The 20,259-nt window shown below is 68.6% G+C and carries 15 protein-coding genes; 12 read left to right on the forward strand and 3 right to left on the reverse strand.

What is annotated here, in order from left to right:
* Positions 1-141: 141 nt before the first annotated feature.
* From aceK to bioB, 11 genes are all read left to right on the forward strand, one after another.
* Complete coding sequence (gene aceK, locus LGM89_RS13940; protein ID WP_226206734.1) at positions 142-1,959, forward strand: bifunctional isocitrate dehydrogenase kinase/phosphatase; 1,818 nt, start codon at positions 142-144, stop codon at positions 1,957-1,959.
* A gap of 55 nt (positions 1,960-2,014) precedes the next feature.
* Positions 2,015-2,782 (forward strand): carbonate dehydratase, encoded by a 768-nt coding sequence (can, locus tag LGM89_RS13945; RefSeq protein ID WP_226273245.1) that lies wholly within the window; start codon positions 2,015-2,017, stop codon positions 2,780-2,782.
* A gap of 112 nt (positions 2,783-2,894) precedes the next feature.
* Positions 2,895-3,572: an SDR family oxidoreductase gene (locus tag LGM89_RS13950; protein ID WP_089441137.1), complete on the forward strand. Its 678-nt coding sequence runs from the start codon at positions 2,895-2,897 to the stop codon at positions 3,570-3,572.
* Positions 3,573-3,617: 45 nt separating this feature from the next.
* On the forward strand, positions 3,618-4,055 hold the full coding sequence (locus LGM89_RS13955; RefSeq protein WP_069248996.1) for a YchJ family protein: 438 nt from the start codon (positions 3,618-3,620) through the stop codon (positions 4,053-4,055).
* 106 nt (positions 4,056-4,161) lie between these two features.
* Positions 4,162-5,436, forward strand: coding sequence for a dienelactone hydrolase family protein (locus LGM89_RS13960; RefSeq protein WP_226273246.1), 1,275 nt, complete (start codon positions 4,162-4,164; stop codon positions 5,434-5,436).
* Between the two features lie 154 nt (positions 5,437-5,590).
* The gene (locus LGM89_RS13965; protein ID WP_226206731.1) at positions 5,591-5,980 is read left to right on the forward strand and encodes a helix-turn-helix domain-containing protein; all 390 of its coding nucleotides are present in this window, start codon (positions 5,591-5,593) and stop codon (positions 5,978-5,980) included.
* Positions 5,980-7,329, forward strand: coding sequence for a type II toxin-antitoxin system HipA family toxin (locus LGM89_RS13970; protein WP_226206730.1), 1,350 nt, complete (start codon positions 5,980-5,982; stop codon positions 7,327-7,329). Before LGM89_RS13965 ends, LGM89_RS13970 begins: the two co-directional genes overlap by 1 nt.
* Positions 7,330-7,727: 398 nt before the next feature.
* Positions 7,728-9,074, forward strand: coding sequence for an adenosylmethionine--8-amino-7-oxononanoate transaminase (gene bioA, locus LGM89_RS13975; protein WP_226273247.1), 1,347 nt, complete (start codon positions 7,728-7,730; stop codon positions 9,072-9,074).
* Positions 9,071-10,519, forward strand: coding sequence for an 8-amino-7-oxononanoate synthase (gene bioF, locus LGM89_RS13980; protein WP_226273248.1), 1,449 nt, complete (start codon positions 9,071-9,073; stop codon positions 10,517-10,519). Before bioA ends, bioF begins: the two co-directional genes overlap by 4 nt.
* Positions 10,516-11,235, forward strand: a complete 720-nt coding sequence (gene bioD / locus LGM89_RS13985; protein WP_089495740.1) for a dethiobiotin synthase — start codon at positions 10,516-10,518, stop codon at positions 11,233-11,235. Before bioF ends, bioD begins: the two co-directional genes overlap by 4 nt.
* A 54-nt stretch (positions 11,236-11,289) precedes the next feature.
* The gene (gene bioB, locus LGM89_RS13990; protein ID WP_089495741.1) at positions 11,290-12,312 is read left to right on the forward strand and encodes a biotin synthase BioB; all 1,023 of its coding nucleotides are present in this window, start codon (positions 11,290-11,292) and stop codon (positions 12,310-12,312) included.
* A 196-nt stretch (positions 12,313-12,508) separates the two neighbouring features.
* Here bioB and LGM89_RS13995 read toward each other — a convergent pair whose 3' ends face one another.
* Both LGM89_RS13995 and LGM89_RS14000 read right to left on the reverse strand, forming a co-directional pair.
* Positions 12,509-13,234 (reverse strand): copper homeostasis protein CutC, encoded by a 726-nt coding sequence (locus LGM89_RS13995; RefSeq protein ID WP_089495742.1) that lies wholly within the window; start codon positions 13,232-13,234, stop codon positions 12,509-12,511.
* Positions 13,235-13,329: 95 nt separating this feature from the next.
* Positions 13,330-14,616 (reverse strand): EAL domain-containing protein, encoded by a 1,287-nt coding sequence (locus LGM89_RS14000; protein WP_039346416.1) that lies wholly within the window; start codon positions 14,614-14,616, stop codon positions 13,330-13,332.
* Between the two features lie 298 nt (positions 14,617-14,914).
* Here LGM89_RS14000 and LGM89_RS14005 point away from each other — a divergent pair, with 298 nt between their 5' ends.
* Entirely contained in the window at positions 14,915-16,582 is a 1,668-nt protein-coding gene (locus tag LGM89_RS14005) for a Na+/H+ antiporter (RefSeq protein WP_226273249.1), read from the forward strand.
* Between the two features lie 92 nt (positions 16,583-16,674).
* Here the strand turns inward: LGM89_RS14005 and LGM89_RS14010 are convergent, their stop codons facing one another.
* Positions 16,675-20,247: an indolepyruvate ferredoxin oxidoreductase family protein gene (locus tag LGM89_RS14010; RefSeq protein ID WP_226273250.1), complete on the reverse strand. Its 3,573-nt coding sequence runs from the start codon at positions 20,245-20,247 to the stop codon at positions 16,675-16,677.
* Between the last annotated feature and the right edge of the window lie 12 nt (positions 20,248-20,259).

The following is a 20,259-nucleotide window of genomic DNA, read 5'->3' on the forward strand; positions in this document are numbered from 1 at the left end:
GAAGATGCACCGAACGGCACCCAACGGCGGGCAACCCGCCGCTTGCCGGCCGGCCGCGCCTTGCCGCAAAGCCCTTGAACCGCCCGCTTGGGCGCTAAAATGGCGAGTGCTTACAGCCCCTCCCGAACGAGCCTGCACGCGATGAATCACTTCCCCAAACTGCTGTCCTCGCAGATCGGTTTCGACGTCGCGCAGACGATGCTCGAAAACTTCGACCGCCACTACCGGATCTTCCGCGACGCGGCCGTCGAGGCGAAGACGCTGTTCGAGCGCGGCGACTGGCACGGGCTGCAGCGGCTCGCGCGCGAGCGGATCACGTCGTACGACGATCGCGTGAAGGAATGCGTCGAGGTGCTGGAAGACGAATACGACGCGGAGAACATCGACGACGAAGTGTGGCAGCAGATCAAGCTGCACTACATCGGCCTGCTCACGTCGCACCGCCAGCCCGAGTGCGCGGAGACCTTCTTCAATTCGGTGTGCTGCAAGATCCTGCACCGCTCGTACTTCAGCAACGATTTCATCTTCGTGCGCCCGGCGATCTCGACCGAGTATCTGGAGAACGACGAGCCGGCCGCGAAGCCGACCTACCGCGCGTACTATCCAGGCACCGACGGGCTCGCGGCGACGCTCGAGCGGATCGTCACGAACTTCCAGCTCGAGCCGGCGTTCGACGATCTCCCGCGCGACATCGCATGCGTGATGGACGCGATCCACGACGAATTCGGCCATTTCGACGAAGCGCCGAATTTCCAGATCCACGTGCTGTCGTCGCTGTTCTTCCGCAACAAGAGCGCATACATCGTCGGCCGCATCATCAACGCCGACCGCGTGCTGCCGTTCGCGGTGCCGATCCGCCACGTGCGCCCGGGCGTGCTCGCGCTCGACACCGTGCTGCTGCGCCGCGACCAGCTGATGATCATCTTCGGCTTCTCGCACTCGTATTTCCTCGTCGACATGGGCGTGCCGTCCGCGTACGTCGACTTCCTGTGCACGATCATGCCCGGCAAGCCGAAGGCGGAGATCTACACGTCGGTCGGCCTGCAGAAGCAGGGCAAGAACCTGTTCTATCGCGACCTGCTGCACCATCTGTCGCATTCGAGCGACCGCTTCATCATCGCGCCCGGGATCAAGGGCCTCGTGATGCTCGTGTTCACGCTGCCGTCGTTCCCGTACGTGTTCAAGATCATCAAGGATCAGTTCCCGCCGCCCAAGGAAACGACGCGCGCGCAGATCATGGAGAAGTACCAGCTCGTGAAGCGCCACGACCGCCTCGGGCGAATGGCCGACACGCTCGAGTATTCGAGCGTCGCGCTGCCGCTCGCGCGGCTCGACCACGCGCTCGTGCGCGAGCTGGAGAAGGAGGTGCCGTCGCTGCTCGAATACGAGGACGGCAATCTCGTGATCGAGCACCTGTACATCGAGCGCCGGATGACGCCGCTCAACCTGTACCTGCAGAACGGCTCCGATGCCGACGTCGAGCACGGCGTGAAGGAGTACGGCAACGCGGTGAAGGAGCTGATGAAGGCGAACATCTTCCCCGGCGACATGCTGTACAAGAACTTCGGCGTCACGCGCCACGGCCGCGTGGTGTTCTACGACTACGACGAGATCGAGTACCTGACCGACTGCAACGTGCGCCGCGTGCCGCCGCCGCGCAACGAGGAAGACGAGCTGTCCGGCGAGCCGTGGTATACCGTCGGCCCGCACGACATCTTTCCGGAGACCTACGGGCCGTTCCTGCTCGGCGACCCGCGCGTGCGCGACGTCTTCATGAAGCATCACGCGGACTTTTTCGATCCCGCGCTGTGGCAGGCCAGCAAGGACAAGCTGATCCAGGGCGAATTGCCCGACTTTTACCCGTACGACACCGCGCTGCGCTTTTGCGTGCGCTACCCCGCGCGCTTCGGCGCGACGGACCAGAACGAGGGCGCCGGCGACGCGCAGCGCGCCGCCTGACGCCCGCTAGACCGCACCGATTGCGACCCGATTTCCGTCAACGGAATCCACACCGATGAACCCCCAAGACAATCCGCTTTCACACCTGTTCGACAACAACGACGCCTGGGTCAAGCACAAGCTCGAGGACGACCCGCAGTTCTTCGCGCGTCTCGCCCACCAGCAGGCGCCGGAATATCTGTGGATCGGCTGCTCGGATTCGCGCGTGCCCGCGAACGAGATCATCGGCCTGCCGCCGGGCGAAGTGTTCGTCCACCGCAATATCGCGAACGTGGTCGTGCACAGCGACCTGAACTGCCTGTCGGTGATCCAGTTCGCGGTCGACATCCTGCGCGTGAAGCACATCATGGTGGTCGGCCACTACGGCTGCTCGGGCGTGAACGCCGCCTTGCTCAACCGCCGCGTCGGCCTCGCCGACAACTGGCTGCATCACGTGCAGGACGTGCGCGAACGCCACTCGGCGCTGCTCGACGCATGGCCGGTGGGCGAAGCGCGCTATCGGCGCCTGATCGAGCTGAACGCGATCGAGCAGGTCGTCAACGTGTGCCGCACGACGATCGTCAACGACGCGTGGGCGCGCGGCCAGTCGCTCACCGTGCACGGGCTCGTGTACGGCGTGCATGACGGCCGGATGCGCAACCTCGGGATGGCCGTGTCGAGCTTCGACGCGCTCGACGAGACCTACAAGCGCTGCGTGGCCGCACTCGTCGCCGGCGGCGAGCATGCACCGGACAACGACATGATCGCGGCGGACGCCGCACGACTCGAAGGCGTCGCGCAGGCGGTCGCCGCCACGCTGAAGCCGTGCGACGACACGAAGTGACACTCTAGCCTGCGCAGCGGATCGCTGCGCAGGCGTGCAGCCGTGCCACCCATCGAATGGATCTGACCCCGGCGCTGCCGCCACGGCGGCGCCAAGCAAAGGAGCGACGGGCATGAAAACCGCATTGATCGTCGGTGCATCGCGCGGCCTCGGCCGCGAATTCGTCCGCCAATACCGGCGCGACGGCTGGAACGTGATCGCCACCGCGCGCGACGACGCGTCGCTCGACGCGCTGCGCGCGCTCGGCGCGCAGGCCCATGCGCTCGACATCACGCAGCCCGAGCAGATCGCGGCGCTCGGCTGGAAGCTCGACGGCGAGCGGCTCGATGCGGCCGTGCTGGTGTCGGGTGTGTACGGGCCGCGCACCGAAGGAGTCGAGACGGTCACTGCCGAGGATTTCGACGCGGTGATGCATACGAACGTGCGCGGGCCGATGCAGTTGCTGCCGATCGTGCTGCCGCTCGTCGAGGACGCGCGCGGCGTGCTGGCCGTCGTGTCGAGCCGGATGGGCAGCATCGCCGAGGCGACCGGCACGACCGGCTGGCTGTACCGCGCGAGCAAGGCCGCGCTGAACGATGCGCTGCGCATCGCGTCGCTGCAGACGCGCCACGCCGCATGCATTTCGCTCCATCCCGGCTGGGTGCGCACCGACATGGGCGGCGCGCAGGCCGCGATCGACCCGGAAACCAGCGTGACCGGCATGCGCCGCGTGATCGCCGAATCCGGCGCGGACGTGTCGCAGGCAAACGGCCGTTTCTTCCAGTACGACGGTATCGAGCTGAGCTGGTGAGCGGGTAGTCAGCCGACAACCCTACGTCGTTAATTCCTGTTTCGCATGATTTTGAACCGACCTGACGCGTGCCCGTGCGGCGGCGCGTCCCCCGCTCCCGCCGGCAAAGCGCCGGCGCCCCGCTATGCGGCCTGCTGCGGCCGCTTCATCGACGGCGGCGAGGCCGCGCCGACCGCACTCGAGTTGATGCGCTCGCGGTACAGCGCATACGTGCTCGGCGCGACCGACTACCTGCGCGCGACCTGGGCCGCGCGCACCTGCCCGCCCGATCTCGACACCGACCCCGAAGCGCCCGACGCGCCGCGCTGGCTCGGCCTCGCGGTCAAACGCCACGCGCCGCTCGACGAGCGGCACGCGGAGGTCGAGTTCGTGGCCCGCTACAAGGTTGGCGGACGCGCTTACCGGCTCCACGAGACGAGCCGTTTCGAGCGCGACGAACAGGGTTTCTGGCGCTACGTCGACGGCGAAGTCAGTGAACGTTGACAAATAGTTGCTGTGTCAGACGCCGGGTAATTCCCGCATTGCACAACCCCATTTTGTCCGGCTACGATGACCTCGAATTGGTCATGTTGCATGGCAGGGCTTACGAATGGCGTTCAGCAAGGGATTGGTGGGATGGATGGCGGCGTGTGCGCTGTCGGCCGCTCAGGCCGGTACGCTGCCGAGCGCCAATACGGGGACGGGTGCCGGCGCCAGCGGGTCGCTCGCCCACGCCGAACGCTTCGACTACGCCGATTCGAACCTGCCGCAGGTCGCCGCCGACCTGAACGAACAGATCCTCCGCATTCCGGCCGACGCATCGGGCACCGTCACGCTCGAGGCCACGCTCTTCAAGCCGAACGGGCCCGGCCCGTTCCCGCTCGTCGTCTTCAACCACGGCAAGAACACCGGCGATCTCCATCAGCAGCCGCGCAGCCGGCCGCTCGCGTTCGCGCGCGAATTCGTGCGCCGCGGCTATGCGGTGATCGCGCCGAACCGCCAGGGCTTCGCGGGCTCGGACGGCACGTACCAGCAGGAAGGCTGCAACGTCGGCAAGAACGGCCTCGCGCAGGCGGCCGATGTCGACGCGACGGTGCGCTACATGTCGCATCAGTCGTACGTCGATGCGTCGCGCATCGTCGTCGCCGGCACGTCGCACGGCGGCCTCGTGTCGGTCGCGTACGGCACCGAAGCCGCACCGGGCGTGCGCGGCATCATCAACTTCTCCGGCGGGCTGCGCCAGGACCTCTGCGACGGCTGGCAGAAAAACCTCGTCGACGCGTTCGACCAGTACGGCGCGCACACGGCCGTGCGGTCGCTGTGGCTGTACGGCGACAACGACTCGGTGTGGACGCCCGGGCTCGTCGCGCAGATGCACGACGCGTACGTTTCGCACGGCACGCAGGCCCAGTTCATCGATTTCGGCCGCTACAAGGACGACGCGCACCGGCTGATCGTCGATCGCGACGGCGTGCCCGTGTGGTGGCCGGCCGTCAACGCGTTCCTCGCGCAGCTGAACCTGCCGACGTCGGTGCGCTACGCGGTCGCGAGCCCGCACGAACCGAAGGCGAGCGGCTATGCGTCGATCGACTCGGTCAACGCGGTACCGTATGTCGACGAAGCCGGCCGTGAAGGCTATCGCCGCTTCCTGAACCAGCATCCGAGCCGCGCGTTCGCGGTGTCGTCGGAAGGCGCGTGGTCGTGGGCCGAAGGCGGCGACGATCCGATGGCGCTCGCGCTCGACAACTGCTCGAAGCAGGGCGCAGGTTCGTGCCGGCTGTATGCGGTCAACGACCGGGTCGTGTGGAACGACGCGACGCAGACGGCCGATCACGACGACGGCACCGCACGCGACACCGGTACGCCGGCGCTGGCGTCGCGCTGACGCAAGTCCGTCACTTCCCTCCCCTCGCCCGGCACGCCGAGACCATCTCAGCGCCTCGCTTCACGCATCGCTCGTGCTCGTAAAATCGAGCGCAATCCATGGAACGCTTGTTTTTACGAGCATCCAGCTTGAATTCGTGGAGTCATGATCTATCATGATCGTTATTTCGATCCCTATCGACATAACGATCGATTTTACGAGCATGAAGGTCAATCAAGCCGCTGCCGCCGGCCCAACCGTTCTCGCGGAAGCCGCCCGCGTTGGCGAAGCGCTCGCCCGTCTGCGCGTTTCGCGCCGCGTTCAGCAAAACGAGGCGGCCACCCGCGCCGGGCTCTCGCGCAATACCGCCTATCGCATCGAGAAAGGCGATCCGGGCGTCGCCCTCGGGCAGTGGCTTCGGTATCTCGACGCGATTGCGCCAGGAACGACCCTGCTGGAACTGCTCTCCGGAACGGACCCGTCGCTCAAGGCTCAAGCGGCCCGCGAACGCGGCCGGCGTGTGCGCTCGCTCACCGACAACGAACTCAAGGATCTGGACTTCTGATGGCTGCCGTCGTCAAAAGACTCGCGGTGTTTGCCTATCTCGACGACGACTGGGCACCCGCCGGCCTGCTCGAAATGACCGAAGACGGCGTGAGCCTGCAGGCGTCGAGCTTCGCATACGGCTTGCGCTATCTCGGCCGGCCCAACGCCATCGAAATCGATCCGGTCAGCCTGGGCCTCGCAAGAAAGGACGAGATACGCGGCAAGATGAACTTTCCGGCGGGCGGATTGACGCAGTTCGGCGGTATTCGCGATGCCGCGCCCGATGCATGGGGGCGACGTGTCATCGAAGCCAAGCTCAGGGCCAAAGCCAACGCGCTGCCCGAGTCCACCTATCTCCTGCACGCCGGCAGTCAGCGGATCGGCGCACTCGACGTTCGGGAAAGCCTGGACACGCCTCCCGGCCCGCAGGCGGGCAATGGCCTGCTCAACCTCGAATACCTGGTCGATTCGGCGGCGCGCATCGAGGAAGGCGAGACCGTGCCCGCCGAACTCGAGGCCATCTTCGTACAAGGGAGCGGTCTCGGCGGTGCGCGCCCGAAGGCGACGGTGCGAGACGAAGAAGGCGTGTTGTGGCTGGCCAAATTCCCGAGTCTCAGCGATCGGTTGAACCTGACGGTCATCGAAGAAGCCACGCTTCGTCTGGCGGCACAGTGCGGCATTCGGGTACCGCCCACCCGCATCGTCGACGTGGGAACCCGTCAGGTCATGTTGATCCGTCGATTCGATCGGTACTGGACCCACCCCAAATTCGGCACCCTTCGCGGCGACGACGCGTTATACCTGCCCCCTCGCGCCGGAGCAACCGAGCGAAGACTCCCCTTCGCGAGTGCGTTGACGCTGGTCGGCTGTGCCGAGATGGAATCGATGGCGAAAAGTTACCAGGACGTCGCGCACGCGATCCGGCAGCATGGACACATCGATGCCATTCGCGCCGACAACCGGGAACTGTTCAAGCGGATGGTCTTCAACATCCTCGTGAGCAACGACGACGACCACCTGCGCAACCACGGATTCATCTACGACCCCCGCCTCCCCGGCTGGCGCCTCAGCCCGCTGTACGATGTCCTGCCCCGGCCGAGCAGCGCGCACGAACGCTATTTGCACCTCGGCATCGGGCCGCAAGGCCGGCTCGCGACGCTGGACAACGCGTTCGACGCCCGGGATGCGTTCGGTCTTTCGAAAACGGATGCCGGACTCGCGATTGCGGAAGTCTGGCAGCCGACCCGCGAGTGGAAGACGTGTTTCGAGGAGCGCGGCGTGCCCGGCAAGGAAATCGACAAGATCACGCCGGCGTTCCGCCACATCGATGACGTATCCCACCCGGCGTTACGTAAAGCGTTGCCCTGATCTCACCTTCCATCGGCGTCCGTCCCGGCGCCTTGCCATGCATGGTCCCCGTCGATCGGGCAACGCGAGACGCTGGATCGTTCGATCTCCCAGTGTCGCCACAAACCACCCATTTCATCATTCCCCATATTTCTGCGCCATCACGCCCCACCCGCCCCACGATTTTTTCAGTTGGGGGGGCTCACTCGAACGTCGTCATCTGCGGTCATTTCGGGATATCTGAACCGTACCGTCCCGAGCCGCCCCGATCTGCGCCGAACTCCCGCCCGGCAAGGCTTTGCGGTGTTTGTAACCGGTAGTGCAACGGGTCGCGGAACACGCTAATCTCAGCGCGTTTCGTATCTCGCCGCGCGGCATCCCGTCGATGCCGCGCAGCCGTTTTATCCCCCGGAGTCGCCTTGAGTACGCCAGCCACCGACGACTGGGTCGCGCGCAGCCTGCGCGCGGTCTGGCATCCCTGCACCCAGATGAAGCATCACGAGCGCCTGCCGCTGATCCCCGTCGCGCGCGGCGCGGGCCTGTGGCTGTACGATCGTGACGGCCGCCGCTACTTCGACGCGATCAGCTCGTGGTGGGTCAACCTGTTCGGCCATGCGAACCCGGACATCAACGCGGCGCTGAAGGACCAGCTCGACACGCTCGAGCACGCGATGCTCGCCGGCTGCACGCACGAGCCCGCGATCGAGCTCGCGGAGCGGCTGCACGCGCTCACCCAGCGCACGCTCGGCCATGCGTTCTTCGCGTCGGACGGCGCGTCGGCGGTCGAGATCGCGCTGAAGATGAGCTTCCACGCGTGGCGCAACCGCGGCCGCGCGAACAAGCAGGAATTCGTCTGCGTCGCCAACAGCTATCACGGCGAGACGATCGGCGCGCTCGGCGTGACCGACGTCGCGCTGTTCAAGGACGCGTACGACCCGCTGATCCGCCATGCGCACGTCGTCGCGTCACCCGACGCACGCGGCGCACTGCCGGGCGAAACGGCCGCCGACGTCGCGGGCCGCGCGCTCGCGGACGTGCGGCGCCTGTTCGTCGAACGCGGCGACCGGATCGCCGCGCTGATCGTCGAGCCGCTCGTGCAGTGCGCGGCCGGCATGGCGATGCACGATCCGTCGTACGTCCGCGGGCTGCGCACGCTGTGCGACGAATTCGGCGTGCATCTGATCGCCGACGAGATCGCGGTCGGCTGCGGCCGCACCGGCACTTTCTTCGCGTGCGAGCAGGCCGGCGTGTGGCCCGATTTCCTGTGCCTGTCGAAAGGCATCAGCGGCGGCTACCTGCCGCTGTCGCTCGTGCTCACGCGCGACGACGTGTTCGCCGCGTTCTACGACGACGACACGACGCGCGGCTTCCTGCACTCGCATTCGTACACGGGCAACCCGCTCGCGTGCCGCGCGGCGGTCGCGACGCTCGACCTGTTCGCGCGCGACGACGTGCTCGCGGCCAATGCCCGCAAGTCGGCGACGCTGCGCGCCGCGCTCGCGCCGCTCGATGCGCACCCGCAGGTACGGCACCTGCGCGAGCGCGGCACGCTGTTCGCGTTCGACGTCGCGCTCGACGGCGACGCGGCGCGCGGCTTCTCGCGTCGCTTCTTCGAGCGCGCGCTGGAACGCGAGCTGCTGCTGCGCCCGATCGGCACGACCGTGTACCTGATGCCGCCGTACGTGATGAGCGACGACGACATCGCGTGGCTCGCGCAAAGCACGCGCGACACGCTCGATGCAACGCTCGCGGAGATCGCCGGATGACACAACAGCCCCCACGCTCACTTCGTTCACTGCCCCCCGAGGGGGCGGCTGCCTCCCTTGGGGCGGCCCGGCGGGAGGCAGCGACGAACCCTCTGCTCGATACCCTGCAACGCGGCCTCGCCGAGCTCGACGCGCAAGGGCTGCGCCGCGTGCGCCGCACCGCCGACACCGCTTGCGATGCGCGCATGACCGTCGACGGCCGCGAAATCGTCGGCTTCGCGAGCAACGACTATCTCGGCCTCGCCGCGCATCCGGCGCTCGTCGCCGCGTTCGCCGAAGGTGCGCAGCGCTACGGCTCCGGCAGCGGCGGCTCGCACCTGCTCGGCGGCCATTCGCGTGCGCACGCGACGCTCGAGGACGAACTCGCGGCCTTCTCGGGCGGCTTCTCCGACGCGCCGCGCGCGCTGTACTTCAGCACCGGCTACATGGCGAACCTCGCCGCGATGACGGCGCTCACCGGCCGGGGCGCGACGATCTTCTCCGACGCGCTGAACCACGCGTCGCTGATCGACGGCATGCGGCTGTCGCGCGCGAACGTGCAGGTCTATCCGCATGCGGACACGGCCGCGCTCGCCGCGTTGCTCGACGCATCGGATGCCGAAACGAAGCTGATCGTCAGCGACACGGTGTTCAGCATGGATGGCGACATCGCGCCGCTCGCCGAACTCGTCGCGCTGGCCGAACGCCACGGCGCGTGGCTCGTCGTCGACGATGCGCACGGCTTCGGCGTGCTCGGCCCGCAAGGCCGCGGCGCGCTCGCGGCCGCCGCGCTGCGCTCGCAGCATCTCGTGTACGTCGGCACGCTCGGCAAGGCCGCCGGCGTCGCGGGCGCGTTCGTGATCGCGCACGAGACCGTGATCGAATGGATGATCCAGCGCGCGCGCAGCTACATCTTCACGACGGCCGCGCCGCCGGCCGTCGCGCACGCGGTATCGGCCAGCCTGAAAGTGATCGCGGGCGACGAAGGCGACGCGCGACGCGCGCATCTCGCCGCGCTGATCGACCGCACGCGCGCGCTGCTACGCAACACGCGCTGGCAGCCGGTCGATTCGCACACGGCCGTGCAGCCGCTCGTGATCGGCAGCAATGACGCGACGCTCGCGGCGATGCGCGCGCTCGACGCGCACGGCCTGTGGGTGCCCGCGATCCGGCCGCCGACGGTGCCCGTCGGCACGTCGCGGCTGCGCGTGTCGCTGTCGGCCGCGCATTCGTTCGACGATCTCGCGCGACTCGAAGCCGCGCTGATCGAAGCCAGCGAAGCGCAGGCCGCGCAGGAGGCAGAACAGCCCCCACGCTCACTTCGTTCACTGCCCCCCGAGGGGGCTGCAGCCTCCCTTGGGGCGGCCCGGCGGGAAACAGAACCGCCCCCATGCTCACTTCGTTCGCCGCCCCCCGAGGGGGCTGCAGCCTCCCTTGGGGCGGCCCGGCGGGAGACTGCGGCATGACCGCCCCGCTCTCGCTGTTCGTTACCGGCACCGACACCGAAATCGGCAAGACCTTCGTGTCGGCCGCGATGCTGCACGGCTTCGCGCGGCATGGCCTGCGCGCGGCCGCGCTGAAACCCGTCGCGGCCGGCGCGTATGAACGCGACGGCGTGTGGCGCAACGAGGACGCCGACCAGCTCGACGCGGCCGCGAACGTCGTGCTGCCGCCCGAGCTGCGCACGCCGTTCCTGCTGAAGGCACCGGCCGCGCCGCATATCGTCGCCGCACAGGAAGGCGTGACGCTCGACATCGACACGATCGTCGCGTGCCATCGCGAAGCGCTGACGCGCGCGGAGATCGTCGTCGTCGAAGGCGCCGGCGGCTTCCGCGTGCCGATGAACGACACGCAGGACATGGCCGATCTCGCGGTCGCGCTCGGCGTGCCGGTCGTGCTCGTGGTCGGCGTGCGGCTCGGCTGCATCAACCACGCGCTGCTGACCGCCGACGCGATCGCCGCGCGCGGCCTCACGCTCGCCGGCTGGGTCGCGAACCACGTCGACCCGGCGATGTCGTTCCCCGATGAAAACATCGCGACGATGCGCGACTGGCTCGCGCGCGAGCATGGCGCGCCGCTGCTCGGCCGCATTCCGCACCTGAGCCCCGCCGCCCCCGAATCCGCCGCGGCGATGCTCGACATCGCCGCGCTCGTCGAGACGCTGCGCACCGCGCGGCATTGACCCAACCGAAACAGATCCCCGATCCCTCATCCCCGACCAGGACAGGAAAACGATATGACCCAAGCCCAGACCGCCGCCACCGTGCATCCCGACGCGATTCCCGTGGCCGCTCCGGTCTCGCAGCGCTGGCGCGTCGCCGACGTCGTCGCGCTGTTCGAGCTGCCGTTCAACGACCTGCTCTTCCGCGCGCAGCAGGTGCACCGCGAGCACTTCGACGCGAACGCGGTGCAGCTGTCGACGCTGCTGTCGATCAAGACGGGCGGCTGCGAGGAAGATTGCGGCTACTGCTCGCAGTCGTCGCACCACGACACGGGCCTGAAGGCCGAGAAGCTGATGGACGTCGACGCGGTGCTCGACGCCGCGCGCGCGGCGAAGGCGAACGGCGCGAGCCGCTTCTGCATGGGCGCCGCGTGGCGCAACCCGAAGGAGCGCCACATGCCGGCGCTGACCGAGATGGTACGCGGCGTGAAGGAACTCGGCCTCGAGACCTGCATGACGCTCGGCATGCTGGAAGACGAGCAGGCGCAGGAACTCGCGAGCGCGGGCCTCGACTACTACAACCACAACCTCGACACGTCGCCGGAGTTCTACGGCCAGGTGATCTCGACGCGCACTTACCAGGATCGCCTCGACACGCTCGACCGCGTGCGTGACGCGGGCATCAACGTGTGCTGCGGCGGCATCATCGGCATGGGCGAATCGCGCCGCGAACGCGCGGGCCTGATCTCGCAGCTCGCGAACCTGAACCCGTACCCGGATTCGGTGCCGATCAACAACCTCGTCGCGATCGAAGGCACGCCGCTCGAAGGCACCGCGCCGCTCGACCCGTTCGAATTCGTGCGCACGATCGCGGTGGCGCGGATCACGATGCCGAAGGCCGTGGTGCGCCTGTCGGCCGGCCGCGAGCAGCTCGACGACGGGCTGCAGGCGCTGTGCTTCCTCGCCGGCGCGAACTCGATGTTCTACGGCGACCAGCTGCTGACGACGAGCAACCCGCAGTCGCAGAAAGACCGCGCGCTGTTCGAACGCCTCGGGATCCGTTCGAGCGATGCGGACGCGATGACGGCGAACGCGTAAGCGGCAGCATCGCGTACCCACGAAAAAGCCGGGGCATGCCCCGGCTTTTCTTCACCCGATCGTCTGCACCGGATAGACTCGCGCGCCGTCCCGCGTGGCGAATGTCACGCCCGTCACGTGGCCCGCCCTTCCGGATGGCGTACCGGTGTGTCGTATCGGCACGTACGGCAGCGGCCGCTGCCCGCTGCGGTGCGCGTCACACGTGTGCCGCCGCGCCGTCGATCGCCGCGCGCACGCGCTCGACGAGTGATTGATCGACCGGCGCCAGCACCTCGCCGCGCGGCCGCACACCCGAGCCGACATGCACCGCGCGCACGCCGGTCGCGCGGACGAAATCGCCGACCGCATCGACCGTGAGCCCCGAGCCGGCCAGCACCGTGCAGGTCGAGCCTGCCGCCTGCCGCGCGAGCCGCGTGATCGTCGGGACCGCGTCGAGCACCGATGGATGGCCGCCCGACGTCAGCACCGACGTGACGGCCGGCACGCGCAACAGCGCGTCGAAGGCGGCATTGAGGTCGCGCGACACGTCGAACGCGCGGTGGAAGGTCAGCGCGCGGCCGTCCGCCGCGGCCGCGATGCGCGCCAGCGCGCCGAGATCGACGTCGCCGCGTGCGTCGAGCGCGCCGAACACGACGCCGTTCGCCCCGGCCGCGACGGCTGCACGCACGTCGCGTTCGATCACGCGGAGATCGTCGACGTCATAGACGAACGACCGGCTGTGCGGTCGCACGATCACGTTGACGGGAATCGGCACGGCGGCCACGACGGCTTCGATCAGGCCGACGCTCGGCGTCAGCCCGCCCTCGGTGATCGCGGTCACGAGTTCGAGGCGGTCGGCGCCCGCGCGGGCGGCGGCCTGCGCATCGCCGACGGTCGTGGCGATCACTTCGAGGAGAACGGAGGAAGCGGCGTTTCGGTTCATGGGCGGCCCGCGAATCGTCAGGACAATTCGCGCATCCTAGCCGAGCCGCGTGACGGACGCCAGCGTGCCGGCGGCCGCCCGTGATGCGCGCGGCGCTAGCCGGCGTCCGCTTCGTCGTCGCGCCAGTCGATATCGCCGCACAGCACGCGCTGCGCATCGCCGATGCGCACGGCCACCGACAGCGTCACGCACGGCTGCGCCTCGTTGATCGACAGGTACGGCCGCGTGACCTGCACGCGCCCAGGCTCGGCGATCGCCGAGCGGAAATACGGCCGGCGCAGCCAGTTCGCGCCCTGCGCGTCCGCCAGCGGCGAGAAGCGCGCCTCGGCGAGCGCGCGGTCGGCGCGCAGCACGACGTTGCGGCCCGACTGGCGGCCGTGCGCGTCGAGCAGGAAGCAGCGCGCGGCCGCGTCGAGCGCGAGGAAGTTCCAGCACACCTCGTCGAGCGGCTCGCCGGCCGCGAGACGCTCGGCCGCACGTTCGAACGCGCGCAGGTACGGCGCGAGCCGCTGCGCATCGCGCCGCTCGCGCGCGTCGGTCTGCTGCCGGAAGCGCTCGGTCAGCTCGCCGATGCAGCCCGTCGCGGCCGCGCTGTCCGGCAGCCCCGGCGCCGGCCGGCCGAAGTAGTAGCCCTGCACGAAATCGGCCTCGCACGACAGCGCGATCTGCGCCTCGTGCTCGGTCTCGATGCCCTCGACGAGCACCAGCTTGCCGGCCTCGTGCAGCAGCGTCACGAGCCCGTGCAGGATCGCGGTGAGCCCGGTGCGGTGCGCCGCGTGCGACAGCATGATCCGGTCGAGCTTCACGATGTCCGGGTTCAGTTGCCAGATCCGCTCGAGGTTCGAGTGGCCCGCGCCGAAATCGTCGAGCGCGATCAGGAAGCCGTGCGTGCGGAATTCGCGCACGGCCTCGGCGAGCCGCTCGACGTCTTCCGCGCGCTGCTCGAGCACTTCGAGCACGACGCGGCGCGGCGGCATGCCGAGCCGCTTCAGGTTCGCGAGCAGCGCGGCCGCCTGGAACGGGTCGGTGAGCACGCCCGGATGCACGTTGAGGAACAGCCACTCGCGCTCGGCGCCGAGCAGCGCGAAGTTCTCGAGATGCAGCGCCTGCGCGAGCCGGTCGAGCTGCAGCAGCTCGCCCTGGCGCGCGGCTTCGCCGAACACGTCGAGCGGCGACACGGCGCGATCGAGCGCATCGTGCGCGCGCAGCAGCGCCTCGTAGCCCACCGCACGCTGGTGCGACAGGCTGAAAATCGGCTGGAATACGGTCGTGAGCGTCATGTCGCGGTGCTGCGTCGCCAGACGTTCGAAGCCGGAACTCACCTCCCGCTCGAACCGGTACGGCGACGCGGCGGCCGGACGCTCCTGTTGCACGATCGTCATGCCTTCCTCCTGGTATTGCCTTCGAACGCGGCGCCCGACGAAGCGAGCGGCACGTGCAATGTCATTGGTTGGACCCTCGGTTGTCCGGTCGACGCCGGACGGCTGCCGAACCTCAAGCAAGCTCCGTGCAAGGCGCCGACAGCCCGTGCGCCGCACGGCTCGCGCCGGCTTGCCGCACCATCCCGGCGCAGGTCGCGCGCACCGTTTTCGTGCACGCGCACCGGCCGCTCGAACGCAGCCGTCACGCCAGCACGCTACACTCCGTACGATCGTTTCATTCCCCGTATTCGCCGTATCGATGGAAATCGTCTTCACCGTCCTGATCCTGCTGCTGACCGTCGCGCTGTCCGGCGCCGTCACGCGCAACCTGCCGTTCCAACTGCCGTTGCCGCTGATGCAGATCGCGTTCGGCGCGATGCTCGCGTGGCCGAAGCTGAACCTGCACGTCACGTTCGATCCCGAAATCTTCATGCTGCTGTTCATTCCGCCGCTGCTGTTCGCGGACGGCTGGCGGATTCCGAAGCGCGAGCTGTACCTGCAGCGCCGCGCGATCCTGATGCTCGCATTCGGGCTCGTGTTCATGACGGTACTCGCAGTGGGCTACTTCGCGCACTGGCTGATACCCGAGTTGCCGCTGCCGATCGCGTTCGCGCTCGCGGCCGTGCTGTCGCCGACCGACGCGGTCGCGTTGTCCGGTATCGCCGGCAAGGGCCGGATCCCGCCGCAACTGATGCACATCCTAGAAGGCGAGGCGCTGATGAACGACGCGTCCGGCCTCGTCGCGCTGAAATTCGCGATCGCGGCCGCGCTGACGGGCATGTTCTCGCTGCGCGACGCGTCGGTCACGTTCGTGATCGTCGCGGCCGGCGGGCTCGCGACGGGCGCGATCGTGTCGTGGGCGTTCAGCGCGCTGTCGACGCGTTTCCTGAACGCCGAGCAGGAAGGCGATCCGGCCCCCGGCATCGTGATGACGCTGCTCGTGCCGTTCGCGGCCTACCTGTTCGCCGAGCACCTCGACCTGTCGGGCGTGCTGGCGGCCGTGTCGGCCGGGATGATGATGAACTACACGAGCTTCTCGCGTAAAAGCACCGTCGCATCGCGCGTGCGCGCCGAAAGCACGTGGGCGATGATCGAGTTCGTGTTCAACGGCATGGTGTTCATCATGCTCGGGCTGCAGCTGCCGCACATCATCGGCCGCACGCTCGTCGACGCGCACCACACGAGCGACGCGCTCGTCGGCCGGATGATCTTCAACGTCTGCGCGATGATGCTCGCGCTGTATGCGATCCGCTTCCTGTGGGTCTGGCTGCTGCGCTGGTTCGCGAGCCGACGCGCCGCCCGCCACGGCCTCGCGGGCACGATGGCCGGCGTGCGCACGATCGCGGTGATGACGGTCGGCGGCGTACGCGGCGCGGTCACGCTCGCCGGCGTGCTGTCGATTCCGGTCGCGATGTCCGACGGCGTGCCGCTGCCGGGCCGCGATACGGCGATCTTCGTCGCGTCGGCCGTGATCCTCGGCTCGCTCGTCGTCGCGGTGATCGGCCTGCCGCTGCTGCTGCGCGGCGTGCGTTCGTCGCGCAGCCCGCTCGGCGACGAGGAGCGCGCCGCGCGCGCGGCCGCCGCGCAGGCCGCGATCCGCGCGATCGACTCGTCGCACGACGCGATCTCGGTCGATCTCGACGAATCGGGCGCCGCACGCTGCGCGGACATCTCCGCACGCGTGATGGACCAGTACCGCCGCCGCCTCGCGACGCTCGCCGAGGACGGCCCCACGCCGCGCGCGGAAGCGAAGCAGGCCGAAACGATGGAACTGCAGATGCGGATCGCGGCCGTGCGCGCGGAACGCTCCGCGCTGTACCGGCTGCGCAGCGAAAGCAAGATTTCCGACGAGACGCTGACGAAGCTGCTCCGCGAGATCGACCTGTCGGAAACCGCGCTGTCGACGCGCAAGAAAGGCATTCTCTAAAGGGCCGGCCGCTGCCCGTACGCGGCAGCCGGCGCCCAAGAAAAAACGGCGACGCACACGCGTCGCCGTTTTCACATCCACCCGCGCTCGCGTTACTTCGCGACGACGACCGGAATCCCCTTCAGCATCCCCGCGCCCTTCATCTCGTCGAGCGCGTGCTGCACGGCCGCGCTCGTCGCCGCTTCGATGCCGAGCTGCAATGCGAGCTCGCGCTCCGCGCGCTTCACGCCGGCGAGATTGCGCACCTTCACGTGCCCGAAGCCGCGCACACGTGCATGCAGATCGGCCAGTTGCGTGACCTGCGCCGCACTGCCGGCCGTCATCGCGGCGAGCGCACGCGCGAGCGTCGTCTCGTAGTCGTCGGCGAGCGCACGCTCCATCTTGCGCTCGACAGTGCGGCCGAACGGATCGAGCCACGTGCCGCGCAGGCTGCGCACGCGCGCCAGCATGCCGAACACCGGCCACATCCACTGGCCGAACACGCGCTTCTTCGGCGCGCTGCCGTCGCGGCCGGCCTTCGCGACCGTCGGCGGCGCCAGGTTGAACTTCACGCGATAGGCCTGCCCCGGCACGCCTTCGAACTGCGCTTCGAGCGCCGTGCGGAACGCGTCGTCCGTGTACAGCCGCGCGACCTCGTATTCGTCCTTCACCGCGAGCAGCCGGTAGAACGTCGTCGCGACCGCGCGCGTCAGCGCGTCGTCACCCTTCGCACGCGCCGCGCTCACGAGCGTACGGTAGCGCTCGACATAGCGTGCGCCGCCGTACGCGTCGAGACGCGCTTCGCGATCGGCGATCAGCTCGGCGAGCGTCTCCGGCGCGGCATGCGCGGCCACCGTGTGACGCGCGTTCCACAACGCATCGAGGCCCGCCGCGTCGCCGGCCGCCATCCGGCCGATCGAGAACGCGAGCTTGTTCATCGGCACCGCGACGTTGTTCAGCTCGATCGCACGCATCATCGCCGCGAGCGACACCGGTACGAGGCCGAGCTGCCATGCATAGCCGAGCATCAGGATGTTCGCGCCGATCGAGTCGCCGAGGAACTTCGCGGCGAGCGCCTGCGCGTCGCAGCTCGACAGGTAGCCGTCGCCGGCCGCGTGGCGCATCTTCTCGAGCAGCGCGTCCGCATGCAGGTTCGCATCGGGGTTCTGCACGAACGACGCGTTCGGGATCCGGTGCGTATTGACGACGATCCGCGAACGCTCGTGACGCACCGTCTGCAGCGCCTCGGCGCTTGCGCCGACGACCATGTCGCACGCGAGCAGCACGTCGGCCTGCTGCGTGTCGATGCGCACCTGGTTCAGCCACCGGTCGCTCGACGCGATCCGCACGAACGACAGCACCGAGCCGCCCTTCTGCGCGAAGCCCATGAAGTCGAGCACCGACGCGCTCTTGCCTTCGAGGTGCGCGGCCATGCTGATCAGCGCGCCGACCGTCACCACGCCCGTGCCGCCGACGCCCGTCACGAGCATGTCGAACGGCGCCGCGTCGAGATGCGTCGCCGGCACCGGCAGCGCGTCGACGCGCACGGCGAGCGCGGCTTCGTCGAACGCGGCACCGGCCGCCTTCTTCAGCGCCGCGCCTTCGACCGTCACGAAGCTCGGGCAGAAGCCGTTCACACACGAGTAGTCCTTGTTGCACGACGACTGGTCGATGCGGCGCTTGCGGCCGAGCGGTGTTTCGAGCGGCTCGACCGACAGGCAGTTCGACTGCACGCCGCAATCGCCGCAGCCTTCGCACACCGCGTCGTTGATGAACAGGCGCTTGTCCGGGTCGGGGAATTCGCCCTTCTTGCGGCGGCGGCGCTTCTCGGCCGCGCAGGTCTGGTCGTAGATCAGCACGGTGACGCCAGGCGTCTCGCGCAGCTCGCGCTGCACCGTGTCGAGTTCGCTGCGGTGATGGAACGTCGTACCCGTCGGGAACAGGCCGTGATGACCGTCGTACTTCTCCGGCTCGTCGGACACGACGACGAAGCGCGACACGCCTTCCGCCTCGACCTGCCGCGCGATCTGCGGCACCGAGATGCTGCCGTCGACCGGCTGGCCGCCGGTCATCGCGACCGCGTCGTTGTAGAGGATCTTGTACGTGATGTTCGCTTTCGCGGCCACGGCCTGGCGGATCGCGAGGATGCCCGAGTGGAAGTAGGTGCCGTCGCCGAGGTTCTGGAAGACGTGCTTCGTGTTGGTGAACATCGCGTGCGCGGCCCAGTCGACGCCCTCGCCGCCCATCTGGATCAGCCCCGTCGTGTCGCGCTCCATCCACGACGCCATGAAGTGGCAGCCGATGCCGGCCTGCGCGATCGAGCCTTCCGGCACCTTCGTCGACGTGTTGTGCGGGCAGCCCGAGCAGAAATACGGCGTGCGCTTCACCGCGTCCGCCTCGTTCGACAGGATCTGCGGCGCGACGAGATCGACCACGCGCTCGCGGCGGTCGAGCGCCGGCTTGTGGCGCGCGAGCCAGTCGGCGAACACCGGCAGGATGCGCGACGGGCGCAGCTCGCCGAGCTCGGACAGCAGGCAGGCGCCGGCGGCGTCGTGCTTGCCGAGCACGCGCGGGCGCGCGCCTTCCGTGCGGTTGTACAGGTAGTCCTTGATCTGCTGCTCGATGACCGGGCCCTTCTCCTCGATCACGAGCACTTCGGCCAAGCCGTCGACGAAGGTTTCGACGCGCGTCATCTCGAGCGGATACGACAGGCCGACCTTGTAGATCCGCACGCCGGCCGCGTCGAGATCGGCCACCGTCAGGTCGAGGCGGCGCAGCGCTTCCATCAGGTCGAGGTGCGCCTTGCCGCAGGTCACGATGCCGACGTTCGCCTGCGCGCTCGGCGCGATCCACTTGTCGATGCTGTTGGTGCGCGCGAAATGGCGCACCGCGTCGAGCTTCGCGGCGAGGCGCGCCTCGATCGTGAGGCTCGGCAGATCGGGCCAGCGGTTGTGCAGGCCGCCCGCCGGCGGTGTGAAGCCTTCCGGCGCCGGCCACTGCGTCTGCAGCGCGTCGAGGTCGACGGTCGAGCCCGATTCGACCGTTTCCGAGATCGCCTTGAAACCGACCCACGCGCCCGAGTAGCGCGACAGCGCCCAGCCGTACAGGCCGAATTCGAGCATGTCGGCGATGTTCGCCGGGTTCACGACCGGCATGTGCCACGCGATCATCGCGAAGTCGCTCTGGTGCGGCATCGACGACGACACGCAGCCGTGGTCGTCGCCCGCGACGACGAGCACGCCGCCATGCGGCGACGAGCCGTACGCGTTGCCGTGCTTCAGCGCGTCGCCGGCGCGATCGACGCCCGGCCCCTTGCCGTACCACATCGCATACACGCCCTCGACCGTGCGCTCGGGATCGGCCTCGACCCGCTGCGTGCCGAGCACGGCCGTGCCGCCGAGTTCCTCGTTGATCGCGGGCAGGAAGCGCACGCCGCCGGCGTCGAGCAGCTTCTTCGCCTTCCACAGCTGCTGGTCGACCATGCCGAGCGGCGAGCCGCGATAGCCGCTGACGAAGCCGGCCGTGTTGAGCCCCTGTTCGGCGTCGACCGTGCGCTGCATCAGCAGCAGGCGGACCAGCGCCTGCGTGCCGGTCAGGAAGATCCGGCCGCGCGTCGCGGTCAGGTTGTCGGTCAGGCGGTAGTCGGACAGGGCAGGCGTGCCATCGACGGGCAGGCGGGCAGTCATGGGGGGATGTCT

This window comes from Burkholderia sp. AU31624 (assembly GCF_020420065.1).
Taxonomy (GTDB): domain Bacteria; phylum Pseudomonadota; class Gammaproteobacteria; order Burkholderiales; family Burkholderiaceae; genus Burkholderia.

Bases quoted from the DNA above. Each gene is read 5' to 3' on its own strand.
- aceK (WP_226206734.1), top strand. From the start codon at position 142: ATGAATCACTTCCCCAAACTGCTGTCCTCGCAGATCGGTTTCGACGTC.
- can (WP_226273245.1), top strand. From the start codon at position 2,015: ATGAACCCCCAAGACAATCCGCTTTCACACCTGTTCGACAACAACGAC.
- LGM89_RS13950 (WP_089441137.1), top strand. From the start codon at position 2,895: ATGAAAACCGCATTGATCGTCGGTGCATCGCGCGGCCTCGGCCGCGAA.
- LGM89_RS13955 (WP_069248996.1), top strand. From the start codon at position 3,618: ATGATTTTGAACCGACCTGACGCGTGCCCGTGCGGCGGCGCGTCCCCC.
- LGM89_RS13960 (WP_226273246.1), top strand. From the start codon at position 4,162: ATGGCGTTCAGCAAGGGATTGGTGGGATGGATGGCGGCGTGTGCGCTG.
- LGM89_RS13965 (WP_226206731.1), top strand. From the start codon at position 5,591: ATGATCGTTATTTCGATCCCTATCGACATAACGATCGATTTTACGAGC.
- LGM89_RS13970 (WP_226206730.1), top strand. From the start codon at position 5,980: ATGGCTGCCGTCGTCAAAAGACTCGCGGTGTTTGCCTATCTCGACGAC.
- bioF (WP_226273248.1), top strand. From the start codon at position 9,071: ATGACACAACAGCCCCCACGCTCACTTCGTTCACTGCCCCCCGAGGGG.
- bioD (WP_089495740.1), top strand. From the start codon at position 10,516: ATGACCGCCCCGCTCTCGCTGTTCGTTACCGGCACCGACACCGAAATC.
- bioB (WP_089495741.1), top strand. From the start codon at position 11,290: ATGACCCAAGCCCAGACCGCCGCCACCGTGCATCCCGACGCGATTCCC.
- LGM89_RS13995 (WP_089495742.1), bottom strand. From the start codon at position 13,234: ATGAACCGAAACGCCGCTTCCTCCGTTCTCCTCGAAGTGATCGCCACG.
- LGM89_RS14000 (WP_039346416.1), bottom strand. From the start codon at position 14,616: ATGACGATCGTGCAACAGGAGCGTCCGGCCGCCGCGTCGCCGTACCGG.
- LGM89_RS14005 (WP_226273249.1), top strand. From the start codon at position 14,915: ATGGAAATCGTCTTCACCGTCCTGATCCTGCTGCTGACCGTCGCGCTG.
- LGM89_RS14010 (WP_226273250.1), bottom strand. From the start codon at position 20,247: ATGACTGCCCGCCTGCCCGTCGATGGCACGCCTGCCCTGTCCGACTAC.